At 46.8% G+C, this 12,757-nt stretch carries 17 protein-coding genes; 8 read left to right on the plus strand and 9 right to left on the minus strand.

Going from position 1 to position 12,757, the window contains the following annotated elements:
• Positions 1-91 precede the first annotated feature (91 nt).
• Complete coding sequence (gene fabZ / locus ACXAJH_RS09720) at positions 92-514, plus strand: 3-hydroxyacyl-ACP dehydratase FabZ (protein ID WP_027954748.1); 423 nt, start codon at positions 92-94, stop codon at positions 512-514.
• A 368-nt stretch (positions 515-882) separates the two neighbouring features.
• Positions 883-1,119 carry a hypothetical protein gene (locus tag ACXAJH_RS09725; RefSeq protein WP_474993746.1) on the plus strand — a complete coding sequence of 79 codons (237 nt, stop codon included), beginning with the start codon at positions 883-885 and terminating at the stop codon, positions 1,117-1,119.
• 35 nt (positions 1,120-1,154) lie between these two features.
• Here the strand turns inward: ACXAJH_RS09725 and ACXAJH_RS09730 are convergent, their stop codons facing one another.
• Positions 1,155-1,334 (minus strand): YjfB family protein, encoded by a 180-nt coding sequence (locus ACXAJH_RS09730; RefSeq protein ID WP_474969739.1) that lies wholly within the window; start codon positions 1,332-1,334, stop codon positions 1,155-1,157.
• A gap of 203 nt (positions 1,335-1,537) precedes the next feature.
• Between ACXAJH_RS09730 and ACXAJH_RS09735 the strand changes: the two genes are divergently transcribed.
• From ACXAJH_RS09735 to ACXAJH_RS09745, 3 genes are all read left to right on the plus strand, one after another.
• Complete coding sequence (locus ACXAJH_RS09735) at positions 1,538-2,158, plus strand: hypothetical protein (RefSeq protein WP_474969738.1); 621 nt, start codon at positions 1,538-1,540, stop codon at positions 2,156-2,158.
• Positions 2,159-2,634: 476 nt separating this feature from the next.
• Positions 2,635-3,981: an efflux RND transporter periplasmic adaptor subunit gene (locus ACXAJH_RS09740; RefSeq protein ID WP_474993747.1), complete on the plus strand. Its 1,347-nt coding sequence runs from the start codon at positions 2,635-2,637 to the stop codon at positions 3,979-3,981.
• Positions 3,968-7,045 (plus strand): efflux RND transporter permease subunit, encoded by a 3,078-nt coding sequence (locus tag ACXAJH_RS09745; RefSeq protein ID WP_474993748.1) that lies wholly within the window; start codon positions 3,968-3,970, stop codon positions 7,043-7,045. The genes ACXAJH_RS09740 and ACXAJH_RS09745 overlap by 14 nt, the downstream gene beginning before the upstream one ends.
• 281 nt (positions 7,046-7,326) lie before the next feature.
• Here the strand turns inward: ACXAJH_RS09745 and ACXAJH_RS09750 are convergent, their stop codons facing one another.
• Entirely contained in the window at positions 7,327-7,698 is a 372-nt protein-coding gene (locus ACXAJH_RS09750; protein ID WP_474970860.1) for a PilZ domain-containing protein, read from the minus strand.
• Positions 7,699-7,788: 90 nt separating this feature from the next.
• Positions 7,789-8,511: a CBS domain-containing protein gene (locus ACXAJH_RS09755; RefSeq protein WP_474969734.1), complete on the minus strand. Its 723-nt coding sequence runs from the start codon at positions 8,509-8,511 to the stop codon at positions 7,789-7,791.
• Between the two features lie 240 nt (positions 8,512-8,751).
• On the opposite strand from ACXAJH_RS09755, the gene ACXAJH_RS09760 reads away from it, so the two are divergent.
• Positions 8,752-9,081 carry a helix-turn-helix domain-containing protein gene (locus tag ACXAJH_RS09760; protein WP_474969733.1) on the plus strand — a complete coding sequence of 110 codons (330 nt, stop codon included), beginning with the start codon at positions 8,752-8,754 and terminating at the stop codon, positions 9,079-9,081.
• Positions 9,082-9,125: 44 nt separating this feature from the next.
• On the opposite strand, the gene ACXAJH_RS09765 is transcribed toward ACXAJH_RS09760, so the two are convergent.
• Both ACXAJH_RS09765 and ACXAJH_RS09770 read right to left on the minus strand, forming a co-directional pair.
• Entirely contained in the window at positions 9,126-9,890 is a 765-nt protein-coding gene (locus tag ACXAJH_RS09765; RefSeq protein WP_474993749.1) for a sugar phosphate isomerase/epimerase family protein, read from the minus strand.
• A 155-nt stretch (positions 9,891-10,045) separates the two neighbouring features.
• Complete coding sequence (locus tag ACXAJH_RS09770) at positions 10,046-10,189, minus strand: hypothetical protein (RefSeq protein ID WP_474993750.1); 144 nt, start codon at positions 10,187-10,189, stop codon at positions 10,046-10,048.
• Between the two features lie 114 nt (positions 10,190-10,303).
• Here ACXAJH_RS09770 and ACXAJH_RS09775 point away from each other — a divergent pair, with 114 nt between their 5' ends.
• The gene (locus ACXAJH_RS09775; protein WP_027954760.1) at positions 10,304-10,549 is read left to right on the plus strand and encodes a hypothetical protein; all 246 of its coding nucleotides are present in this window, start codon (positions 10,304-10,306) and stop codon (positions 10,547-10,549) included.
• 253 nt (positions 10,550-10,802) lie between these two features.
• Here the strand turns inward: ACXAJH_RS09775 and ACXAJH_RS09780 are convergent, their stop codons facing one another.
• The 3 genes from ACXAJH_RS09780 to ACXAJH_RS09790 are packed head-to-tail and all read right to left on the minus strand — an operon-like array spanning position 10,803 to position 11,627.
• Positions 10,803-11,096, minus strand: a complete 294-nt coding sequence (locus tag ACXAJH_RS09780; RefSeq protein WP_474969730.1) for a hypothetical protein — start codon at positions 11,094-11,096, stop codon at positions 10,803-10,805.
• A 1-nt stretch (position 11,097) separates the two neighbouring features.
• On the minus strand, positions 11,098-11,421 hold the full coding sequence (locus ACXAJH_RS09785; protein WP_474993751.1) for a hypothetical protein: 324 nt from the start codon (positions 11,419-11,421) through the stop codon (positions 11,098-11,100).
• Between the two features lie 5 nt (positions 11,422-11,426).
• A complete protein-coding gene (locus tag ACXAJH_RS09790) occupies positions 11,427-11,627 on the minus strand; it encodes a hypothetical protein (RefSeq protein WP_281658960.1) in 201 nt (66 codons plus the stop codon).
• Positions 11,628-11,670: 43 nt separating this feature from the next.
• Between ACXAJH_RS09790 and ACXAJH_RS09795 the strand changes: the two genes are divergently transcribed.
• A complete protein-coding gene (locus ACXAJH_RS09795; protein WP_474970862.1) occupies positions 11,671-12,111 on the plus strand; it encodes an Hsp20/alpha crystallin family protein in 441 nt (146 codons plus the stop codon).
• Here the strand turns inward: ACXAJH_RS09795 and ACXAJH_RS09800 are convergent.
• A complete protein-coding gene (locus tag ACXAJH_RS09800; protein WP_474969727.1) occupies positions 12,108-12,539 on the minus strand; it encodes an Hsp20/alpha crystallin family protein in 432 nt (143 codons plus the stop codon). The two genes, ACXAJH_RS09795 and ACXAJH_RS09800, sit on opposite strands and share 4 nt — an antisense overlap.
• Between the last annotated feature and the right edge of the window lie 218 nt (positions 12,540-12,757).

The following is a 12,757-nucleotide window of genomic DNA, read 5'->3' on the forward strand; positions in this document are numbered from 1 at the left end:
ATGACAGAATCGTACAATTTCCGAAAAAATTTTGTTCCAGAGAGCTCCTGCCCTTATAATTAGAAAAGAACGCAGGAAAGGAGCTTTTAACATGTTGGACATTAACCAAATTAAAGAAATCATTCCCCACCGCTATCCCTTTCTTCTTATCGATCAAGTAGAAGAGCTTGTGGAGGGGGAGCGCGCGGTAGGCTATAAAAACGTAACGATGAACGAACCCTTCTTTCAAGGGCACTTTCCGGATTACCCGGTGATGCCGGGTGTTCTGATCACTGAAGCCCTGGCCCAGATGGGGGCAGTGGCGATGTTGAAGAAAGAAGAAAACCAGGGAAAACTGGCCTTTTTCACAGGTATTGACAAGTGCCGTTTCAAACGCCAGGTCAAACCAGGGGACCGTTTGAAGCTTGAAGTGGAAATTGTCCGCCTGAAAGGCCCTGTAGGTAAAGGGAAAGCGAAAGCCACCGTCGATGGTGAGCTTGCCTGCGAAGCGGAAATTATGTTCGCTTTAAAATAACTGATGAAAGACCCGTCTGAATGCGGGTCTTTTTTTATGGAAAAAGCTCTGTTAAAGCCTGGTGTTGATATTTTAAACGATTACTAAATCGTCTCCGTCTGGAATTAGGGGTCTGGTCCGTTGTTTACTCAGAGCATGGGATAGCAGGGAAAACCGTCCGCTTTCCGCGGCTCACGGTAGCCCACGGAAAGGGAGTCATTCCCAAGGCCGCCTCCTACAAATCCCATGACAGAAAGGAGTGATCTGAGCTCACATGTTAAACAACAACACCAAGCAATAACAGGGCCATGGAAAAAAAGCAGGGAGCATGGATGGATCTCCACCCGCTGGACATACTAACACTCAAGATGAGAAAAGGAGGAAATGAAATGAAATCCTTATTACTTAAGCTTATGACAGCTCTATTTGCCATCACATTACTCGGCGCTTGCGCTTCTGAAGAGGAGCCCGCAGAAGAGGAAAACGACACAGAAGAAAACATGCAGGAAGAAGAAGAGAATATGGACGAAGAAGAAAATATGGATGAAGAAATGAAAGAGGAAGAGAAGGAACAGGAAGACATGACAGACGAAAATGCTCCTGAAGATGAAGAAAATAACGAATAACCGAAAGCAGGGAGAGTTCTCTCCCTGCTTGAACTTTATCCTCTTAAATCTACACGATTACCAAGATCAGGGTGGGAAACCGACTGGTTCAGCATTTCCACCATCTGACTCCCTTTTGCCTCGGACTCATCTTTCACTTTGTCCATTAATGCAAGGTTGGTCTGCTGTTTGAGCTGCGTCTGACCAAGGACCATCGATAAAGCGGCAGTATCCATAATATCCCTCCTTTCGTATTACCATCGGCGCCTCCGGAGCAAAATGAAGAGAAAACAGGAGGAAGCCGTCTATCAATCGTTGAAAACCTTTGGAAAAAGCATGCGTGTTATGTAAAATGGAAGTATAAACGTTCATACAGACTTTACAAATACGTGTTTCCACGTTTGGGTTGTGTGGAATAAGCGAATTGAGGTGATTAATGATGAAGTATAGAACGGCGAACGACTTAAAAGACCTGCTGTTGGAAGACTATGAAAAAGTAGTGAACAACATCCCGCTCGAAAAACTGGATGTTTATGTTTACCTTCAAACCGTCTTCCATGATACTTATGTGCCGGACGACACCTTGTACCAATTCATCTTCCGCCATTTCTTCCGGCTCGATAATCCAAGCTTAACGAAGGAATTCGAGATTTTCTATTTTAAACTGATGGAAGAACAAAGGGGATATGAACGGCCGAATATCGTCCAGATCACCAGGGATTTATATGAAGTGAAGAATCATAAGGGAAACCCTACGATGCAGTTTCCTCTGGCGGCTTCCATGCTTCATACCATCAATCCGGGCTTTCCTTCCTATGACAGTGATATTGTGAAAGCCTTTGATTTCTCCTCTACTTATCACCTGTCCGGATTTGAGAAGAAAATGAAACGGTATATCGGACAGTATCAGCATACATTCAAAACGTATGAAGAGCTGATCCAGGATGAAGCCCTTGAACCGATGTTCAATCATTTCGATGAACGGTTCCCTGAATACGACCTGCCTAAGATTAAAAAATTGGATCTTATGGTTGCCCAGCTCGGCAACCTGCTTCAATGAAAAAAAGAACCTCCTGAAAAGGAAGGTTTCCGGCTGTCGAGAACAATCTCGGCAGCCTTTTTTTGATTTCTCTAAGGGAGAGGATGGAGCAGTTCCGACCGGTGTCAGTTGGAAAAAAGAACCCCTTTTTTTGAAGTCACCCCGGGGATGTCACGAGGAGTTTCCGATGGTGACGCCTGAGGCAGGCATCCACCGGTAAGCGGAACGCTGCCATTCCCAGCACTTATGGATGACCCCGGTGTATCACAAAGTCCCCTCTAATAGTGCTTGGACCTTTCACAATATTGTCATTTTCGCTAAAACACTACAAGTTGCAATACATTTCACACTTTAGTAACATAATTCATAATTGTGACTATTTGGTCACTCCCACAAAAACAGTGGGATTTTGTCGTATGTTTGCGGAAGGTATTAGGGAAAATATAGATAGGAAAATGATGGGATCTCGGAGTCTTACTACGGAAGGGAAGTCTTTAATGAAACGGTTGTTGCTACTACTTATACTACTTTTCTTTGTAACCGCTTGTATGCAGGAGGAAAGCTCGAAAGAGACAGAAGAACGGGTGACTCCGGTGAAGGTGGATGGTGTTCAAAACGAGGATTTCGTTATTGAACGAAAAATTACAGGACGCGCGGCCTCGCCTGATTCCTCCCCGGTGATGCCCGAGACGCCAGGGGAAGTGGCCACCTTGAATATCGCTAAAGGGGACCGTGTAGAAAAAGGGGAGACGATAGCCGTCGTCCGCCCCGGTGGGAATGTGGGGGATCAGGTAGAACTGCAGGAGATTGCTGTCCGACAGGCAGAAAAACAGCTTGAGAATGCCAGGATTTCTGAAGAGCAGGCGCAGCTTGGCGTTGAGAACGCAAAAGACCAGGTGGAATTGGCAGAACAGGCCTCTCAGTCGGAAGCCGGTCAGACTGCTCAAGCGGCAGAGGCGGCAGGTCAGCAGTATGAGCAGGCGCAGCAGATTGCCGATGAAACGAAAAAATTGGTGGATGAAGGCACCATTCCAGAAGCTCTCTACAGTCAGGCGCAGAGTAGAGCTGATCAAGCCCAGGCTCAGTATCAGCAGCTTCAAGGACAGAAGTCCCAGTCTTCTTCAGCCGTCGCTCAGGCGGAAGCTCAAGTCGATCAGGCGCAGCAGCAGCTCGATCAGGCAGAGGTGGCTGTCGATCAGGCGGAACTTCAAGTAGAACAGGCGAATGTGCAGCTGAACCAGGCGGAAGAACAGGCAGCGAATGAGGCGATTACAGCTCCTGTGACAGGTGAAGTCGCAAGTCTGAGTGCAGAAGAAGGGGACACGGTGACAAATCAGCAGCCCTTTGCAACAATCGTTCGTTTGAACCCGATGACTATTTCCGCTTCCATCACTCCTGAACAGCTGGATCTTTTTGAAAAGGGGCAGGAGCTCCAAGTCGATCTCCCTGCTTTGGAAAAAGAAGCAGCAGCAGTTATCGGTTACATCTCTTCTGTTCCCGACGATACCGGCCTTTATCCAGTTGAAGCGACGGTCGACAATGCCGGAGAGGAAATCAAGCCGGGGATGATGGCCTCCTTCCTGCTCCCCGAAAATGTCGTTGAGGACACGTTGATTATTCCTACGGACGGTCTTGTTGAACAAAATGATGAGACATTCATATATAAAGTCGAGGAAGAGAAGGCTGTCCGTGTGGATGTGGAAGTGATCGAATCACAGAGTGACTTCTCTGCCGTTTCTGGTGATCTTACGGCAGAGGATGAGGTTATTACTACAGGACAGCTGACCCTCTCAGATGGTGCGCAGGTGACCATCATGAAGGAGGATTCTGATGAAGCTCGTTAATCTGTCCGTCAAAAGACCTGTGGGTGTCATTATGATTGTGGCCGCCATCTTAGGCCTTGGATTCGTTTCATTAAGAAGTTTAACCATCGACTTATATCCTGAAATTGAGCTTCCGATTGCGGTCGTATCCACTTCATACGAGGGAGCGGCCCCCCAGGAGGTGGAGAAGCTGGTCAGCCGGCCGGTGGAATCGTCTGTCAGCAGTATTGAAGGATTGGAGGTGCTTCAGTCTCAATCACAGGCTGGAGCGTCTCTTGTCCTTCTTCAGTTTAATACAGGAGTCAATCTGGACAGCACGCTTTTACAGGTAAGAGAAAATGTGGATCAAATCACCGGGGTCCTTCCGGAAGGAGCCTCGGATCCAAGTGTGCTGCGATTTGATCCACAGCAGCTTCCTATTATGACCATCGGCCTTTCGGGAGATACCCCGGATGAATTACAGCAGGCAGCGGAAAACCGGATTGTTCCGTTTCTGGAAAGGCAGGAAGGGGTTGCTTCCGTCAGTATTGAAGGCGGTCAGATGAGTGAAATCCAGGTGCTTGTCGACCGTGCGCAGATGGCCCAGTATGGACTCGATTCACAAACGGTCATCCAGGCGCTCAATGCCTCCAACCAGTCCGCCTCTGCAGGAACGATCGAAAAAGGACAGAAGGACCTCCAGATCAGGGTGGACGGGGAGTTCAGCTCGATTGACGACGTGAAGAATACGAGAATTCAATCACAGACAGGTGCCCAGGTTACCCTTGATCAAATCGCAGATGTCAGTGAAACACTGACGAACTCTGATACGGTGAGTAAAGTAAACGGGGATTCATCGGTCGTTCTTTCTATTTTGAAAAAGTCGGAAGCCAACACAGTGGAAACGGCGGACAATGTCAGGGAAGCCCTTGATGAAGTGCAGGGAGACCTTCCAGAAGAAGTCGGCACGAATATCGTTCTGGATACATCGGAGTTTATTAAAATATCCATTAACAGTGTCGTTTTAAACATCATTCTCGGAGGAATCTTCTCCGTGCTCGTCCTGCTGCTATTTTTGAAAAGTATCCGGGCGACGCTTGTCATTGGTCTGTCCATTCCGATCGCCATCATTTCGACCTTCACATTAATGTACTTCACAGGAGAGACACTGAACGTGCTGACGATGGGAGGACTGGCTCTTGGGATCGGTATGATGGTGGACAGTTCCATTGTTATTTTGGAGAATATCGTCAGCTACCGTCAGCGGGGATACTCAATGGTGGAAGCAGCTAAACAGGGAGCTTCAGAGCTTGCTCCTGCTGTTGTTGCTTCGGCTACGACAACACTTGTTGTCTTTCTGCCGATCATTTTTGTAGAAGGGATTGCCTCGGAACTCTTTACTCCGCTTGCGCTGACAATCATGTTTGCTTTGATTGCCTCGCTGGCTGTATCGGTCACGTTAATTCCGATGCTGTCGTCGAAGCTGTTAACAAAGTCCTTGAAAGAAAGCGGACGACGGTATTGGTTCGACCGATTCCTCGATAAAGTGAACAATGGGTACCGATCGATGCTGCGCTGGGTATTGAAGTTCCGGAAAACGACGATCGCAATTACAGGAGCTCTAATCGTCGGAAGTGCTGCTCTGGTGCCTCTGATCGGCACGGAATTCATCCCTCCGTCTGACCAGGGTCAGGTGGAAATAAGGGTCAACATGCCGGCAGGGACCTCGCTGGATGAAACAGAGTCCGTGACCGCTCAGGTGGACGAGCAGCTGGATACTTTTGAAAATCTCGTGGATGTTCGTTACCTGTCTATCGGAGGAGGTAATATGGGCGGATTTGGAGCAAGCACCTCTGACTTTGCTTCCTACACCATTCAACTGGTCGAACCTGATCAACGGGAGAAAACGACCCAGACGGTGATGAAGGAAATGGACGAAGCCGTGTCTGATATTCCGGGAGCTGAAATCGAAGTCAGTGAACTGGATGCAGGACTGGGCACAGGAGCACCTCTTCAAGTACAGTTGAACGGTCCTGAATATGAAGTGCTTGATGAACTCGGCGGTCAGGTCGCCTACTTGATGAATGAAGTGGATGGTGTTCAGAACGCCGCTTCTTCGACCGATGAAGGACGCCCGCAGATGAATATTACCGTCAATGAAGCGAAAGCGTCTCAATATGGGCTGACCGAGCAGCAGGTGATCAGCCAGGTGCAGCTTGGATTCAATGGACAAGTCGCTACCCGGTACCGGGATGGTACGGATGAAAAAGACGTACGCTTCCTGCTTCCGGAGGAGGAGCGGCAGACGATTGCGGACTTAGAGGGCATGTCGGTTCAAACACCGAACGGAGCTATGGTTCCACTTGCGACGATTGCCGAGTTGAAGCAGGTCCAGGGACCGGTCTCACTGTTGAGAGAAAATCAGCAGCCTCAGGTGAACGTTGAAGCGGAAATCTCAGACATTGATCTGGGAACAGCGACCGAGGAGGTCCGGGCGGAATTGGATGCCTTGAATTTCCCGGATGGATACTCCTACACGATTGGCGGCCAGGCGCAGGATATGCAGGAAGCTTTCGGTGATTTATCCCTGGCCCTGCTATTCTCTGTGTTTCTCGTTTATGCGGTCATGGCTGTGCAGTTTGAGAACTTCCTTTTCCCATTCATCATCATGTTCTCTCTCCCTGCTACTATTATCGGGATCAGCGGTGGATTGTTCATGACAGGACTTCCATTCAGTCTGCCGGCCTTTGTCGGTATAATCATGCTGGCGGGGATTGTCGTGAACAACGCCATTGTTCTAGTGGATTATATAAATATACTCCGCAGGAAATCCTATGACAGGTATGAAGCCATTCTGGAGGCTGGACCAAGCCGCCTGCGTCCAATTCTAATGACGACGCTGACAACGGTTCTAGGCATGGTCCCTCTGGCCATCGGTATCGGACGTGGAGCTGAAGCCCAGCAGCCACTGGCCGTCACGATTATATTCGGACTTACCGTCTCCAGTTTCTTCACATTGGTCTTGATTCCGGTTGTCTATACGTATTTTGATGACCTGTCTGCAAAAATCACAGGATTCTTCCGAAAACGATCGGCGAAAGAATAAATGAAAAAGGGTCTTCTCTACGCAGGGAAGACCCTTTTTCATTGTATGATAACAGCCTGAATTCAAGTGATAAGAATAGGACTGGCACGTACAGAGTAGCGGCAGCGTTGGACTCCCGCTTTAGAAGGGACGAGGCGGGAGTCTGAAGGTCCTGACGGTTCCACCAGAGGAAAGCGGGCCGTTTTCCCCCACCCCTGCTGCCGCGTGTGCGCAGCCCACCGGATCTTTCCTGGATTTTTGAAAGGGGTGATGGAAAAAGGCGCATATAAAAAGCCTCCTTGTTAAGGAGACTTTGATTCTATTTGAGTCTTTTGATGTTCTGCCAGGGAATCTCCAAGCTTTTGAATGTTATTCTTCAAACGGTCCGGGTAATCAAAGACATGTAAACCACACGTTGTTTTCTCTTCATTGGTTTTCAGCCAGATGATCCGGCCTTCAAAGGTGAAGGTTTCCCCGTCCATCATAAACGAAATAATCACTTCATCTCTCATCGACAAATGAGGCTGCGGGGAGGAGGTAAAGCGCATGCCGTTCAGGCTGATGTCATTGACCTCAAGCGGCCCGGACACCTGTGGGCTGAATTTCTTGTTATAAAAACCAGGGAGAGGTGATTGGAATGGATATCTGAAAGGTTCTTGTCTTCTTTCGTGCAACGTCGGCCACCTCTTTCTTATATGGTCAGTTAAGTCCATCATATACTCCTGAATACATGGATTCAATCTTTAATCAGTTAAAATTCCGAATTACGAAATATCCTGTTCCCGCCTATCAACTTTAATCAAATCCCACGTGGTAACGATTCCCATAGGAAGGTCATCCGGTTGTCCTGTTTTCGTAAGAATGACCGCTTTCAGTTTCTTATCTTCATTCAGACTCTTCTCAAACCTTTCCTCTAAGTCGAATACTGAGGCGGTCGTGGAAAGAAATTGAACATTGGCATGTTTCTCATAGCCAAGAACATCGGCGGCCTGTGCGTGAAGGGCGGGAGGGTCTCCATGTTCAGCTGTCTGTGCAAGGAAACGGACAATGCCGTCATTAGTCAGGAGTCCGGCAAAGCGATGGCTGTCATCATAGATGGGGAACTGGGAAATCCCGTGCTTGCTGAATGCCTCCATAATATGAAGCAGATCCGTGCTCATCTTAAAGAACAGGACAGGACGCGTAGCGAAGGTCAGAGCTTCAGGTGGCTGCTCAAGAACCTTTTTAATGCTCTTCAAATGATGGACGACATCTTCATGCGGCGTGGCGATATAATAATCACCGCTGATCCGTTCATGGACAATGGCGTTTCTTAATTTGGCATATTGTTTAAGCTGGTCAAAATGAACACGGACGACACTGTGCTTCAGTTTGGAATGCTGAAGCAGCTCTACGAAATTGTCGTTTTTAGGATATCCGTTCAGTTCCTTCAGGTGCTGGTGGATTTGATTGAAGGTTATTTCAAACTCTTCTACAATATCATGCATGCAAATCACCTTTTTTTTGATTTGTTTATAGTATTTCTGTTTTTGATGGTATCAATTCCTGATCTGATGAAGAACAAAAAATTAAAGAATTTTTTGTCGAAGCCGATAATAATAGGTAGAATAAAAAACGGGGGAATGCGGCTTACTACTTTCGACACGTTTCAAAGTAAAAACGTGCTTTAAATAGAACGAAAACCGTAAGTATGCTATACTCGTAGTACATAGAAAGAAGGTGAAAATATGATCGGTGAACGCATACAGAAAATACGTAAAGACCGACATATGTCGCTGTCAGAACTGGCGGATAGAGCAGGGGTCGCAAAGTCTTATTTGAGCTCGATCGAGCGGAACATCCAGACGAATCCATCGATACAATTCCTGACAAAAATTTCTCAGGAACTTGATGTTTCCATTAATTTTCTCCTTCACGGCGAATCAGAGCCGATGGATGAAACACTGGATCAGGACTGGATGACACTTGTCCAGGAAGCCATGAATTCAGGGGTATCCAAAGAGCAGTTCCGTGAATTTTTAGAATTTAACAAATGGAGAATTCATCAGAATAAATAAGAACCTGACTGGATGCGCTCAGTCAGGTTTTTTTCTGGGAACACTCAGTTTGTTAGTAAAGATGGGAATTTATTTTTGACGTAGGACATGCTGATTTCAAGACTTTCCATCGGGGTCCGGCGGCTTTCGTCCTGCTCCACCACCCACCATTTCACACCGTTTTTCTCCCCGAGGGTGAAAATGGTATCCAGATCGACGCCTCCTGTACCCAGTTCCGCAAAAAACTGCTCCTCATCCAGTGTCATATCCTTTAAGTGGATGAGCGGTGTACGCCCCTGGTAACGGTCGATCCAGGCCGCAGGATCCCCACCAGCCTTTTGAATCCAGTAGATATCAAATTCCGCCTGTACGTCCTCTTCACCGGTTTCCTGAAAGATTTTTTCCAAAGGAACGGCTCCATCAGGAAGCGGAGTCAATTCAAAGTCGTGATTATGGTAGCACAATGTCAGGCCGTGGTCACGGCAGATAGCGCCGATGTTTTTCAAATCTTCAATCAGAACCTCGTAATCCCCGGGCTCCCTGTCCTCAATATAAGGACACACGATGTAAGGACTTCCGATGATTTTATGGTTTTCAATCACCTGGGTCAAATTTCCCCTCAGTTCTTCAAGAGGAACGTGACTGGAAGCTGCTTTCAGTCCCAGCTCGTCCAGAAGTGCGCTTACTTTCTCAGGGGAGAGTCCACCGAAACCGGCAAACTCAACGCCTTGGAAGCCTAATTCTGCTACTTTCCTTAACGTTCCTTCAAAATCCTTCTCTGTTTCGTTCCTTAATGTATAAAGCTGGACAGCGAATGGTATGGTGGTCATGATTTCATTCCCCTTTCTTTTTATATAGACACTTTTGCGTTTTACACTCCAAAATCCTTCCAAAAATGAAAAAACGATAAGCCAAAGGAAAAAAAGTAAACCGAATCTCCGTTGAATGACGATGAATCGGCGTTCGTCATCGTTGAAAAAATCCCCTATACTACAACCAACAGAAAGGAGTGATCCGGGTGACGACGGTTGAACATACTTTGAAAACCCTGAATGGATTCCGTTCCCTTTGCTGGAGCTGCAAGCAGGAACTGTTGGAAGAGGAAGTGGTCTTCAAGCAGGACGTTCACGTTTCTATACCCTTATGTTTCGATTGTTATAACATGGAGGTCGATGATTTCGGGGAGTGACACATTCCAGTGACGGGGGAATAGGATAGTCTAGAAAAGGTGAGGTGAATAGAAATGCCTGTATCCGTCGTCTTTAATCAGATTGCTGTTAATTCACTAAGCGAGAATGGCCTGATATCCACTGGTCAGAATAATCAGCCGGACTGGTCGTGGCAGGGCAAGAACAATAATGCAGCTGGTATTCCTGTCGGTTTTTTCATTGCCACCAATAATGTGAATACGATTTTTGATAATGACTTCACAGATACTCCGATCAATAACCCTACGGTGAATAACCCTCAACCGAACGTTCAAGTGTAGGAGGGACGCATATCGACATTCGTTTCGATTCTATTTATGTTAATCAGATTGTCGAGAACTCGGGCATCTTCGTCGGACCCAATACCCAGTCAAACTGGAGCAGTCATGAAAAACTAAATGCAGCGCTCGGCAGCGTGATTGGAGACGGCAACATTCTTTCGTGCAACATCAATGTGGTGTATGACAATGATCTGATCGATATGCCTGTCACCAGTTACAGTTCAGAGCATAAGAAAAAAGAGAAGCCCGGGAACTATTCAGCTTCCTGAGCCTCTCTCATTTTTTCTTCCATCATGTTTTGAATCCATTCCGGCAGTTCCGTGTCTTCTTGTTTGGACATGAAATCCAGCAGCGCCGAGTCGCTGAGGATGGATTTTAGTTCTTCCAATGTGTTTCCGTCCCCGTGAATGGTTCCGAACCCTTGGTTGAGTTTCTGATGTCCTTCAAAACCTGTGGGTACGTTATTCCCCATGTTCAGGCAGGAAGCATTTTCGATCGTTCCGATCCGGATACTTCCGATGAAGAAATTCGGTGATAAATAAGCCATCTTACTCCTCCTTGGAAGGGAAGGTGAATTTTAAGCCGTCATTGGTTTGTCTAAGCTTGGGTGCGGGGGAGGCCTTGGGTTTTACATGGACCCCGAAGTTATTCCCCATGTTCAATGCACCGCTCAGTTCCTCAATATCGAGTTGATCAAGCTGGAAGGTCAGCTGTTCCAGAGAAGGTTCCTTGATTGTTACATGGTCGATATGGATGTGGTATTCGATCGGACGTCCCTTGACCTGCTGCAGAGCTGCTTTTAATTCTTCAATCTGTTTTTCCAAGTCACCTGTTTTTTTATTGGAATCCCGCCGCTTTCGTGAAAAAAACATAGCGGTTAATCCCCATCGGCAGAAGGGCGTTTCATTATTAAGTGTTTATTATGGAGGAGGGAGTTGCGATGCCCGACGACTTTTCCATTCCCTTCATACACACGGGCGTGTGCCTTGAAGCCGGACTGGAAATTCGTACCTGAAAACACTCCTGAGGATTTGGAAACCTGGTGGATCGACAGCTGACCAAAATGGATGCGGCTCATGAAATCACCTCCTATGACTAATGTATGAAAGGGAAAGATAAGCATGATGGACTTTATGAAATGGTTCAATCCGGTTGGTGGTGAAGATGGCAGCTGGAACGGTCCCGTTCCCAACTGGATGAATGGCGATAAAATGAATGACTTTCTCCAACAGTCGATGAAGGAAGCTTTGTCTTCTACTCCTTTTCACCATGAATCACACCTGAGGAAAGAACAGGAGCTGGATCAGGTGAAGGTCGTGGAACTGATGAATGAAGTTGTGGTTACAGTATCCCTCAGTCATCCGGTGGATCCGGATATGATCAGACTGAGTGTCGGCAGCGGATATTTGTATGTGGAGGGAGTGGAAGCCGGCCGGATGACCATTAAACTTCCGGCGGCAACCAGCAGAAGAAACGTCTACGCCCAATATCGGGAAGGCCGGATTGAGATACGTCTGCAGAAAAAACAAACCGATGAAAAAGAAATTTTTCTGCATTATTAATCTTCAAAAATGACCTTCATCTCCTGACGATGCGGACGTTTGAAAATAGTAATAATCAACAGGCCCTCTTTATAGGAAGTGACAACATCCTCGAATGCAAAATGAAAAGGGATCGGAATGACTCTTTTGAACTTCCCTTTCATTCGTTCATTGTGATGGAGCTCTTCTACAGGTACTGGATAATGAGGTGTGATTTCGCCTTGAATAATGAGGTGTGTCCCTTGCTGGGAAAGATGGAGTGGATCATTTTTACTGAACCCGGGGAGTTCAACGACAACGACCCCCTGATCCTTTGTTTCGAATAAATCATACGATGGTCCGCGTTTCGGAATGACGTGATGCATATCATTCCAGAAGTCTTCTCCCAGAACTTTTTCAACATTTTCAGAGAAAGCTTCCCAGTTGATGGAATTGTTCTTTTTCTTCATATCGATCACCTCATTTCATTAGTTTATGTTGGGGACGGGCTTCCCATAACCGTGAAGGAAACGGTCTTTTGAAAGCGCTGCCCGTTTCAGGAATTATTTGAAAAATGGTGTTGTGTTTAAGACAGGCACATGTTATGATTTAATCAACTCAAGTGGTCATTGAATTTTATGCAAACGTATTCACATGAATATCAAGCACTCTTCTTTATATTCAATGG

Source organism: Halobacillus sp. ABD4_316 (genome assembly GCF_056161385.1).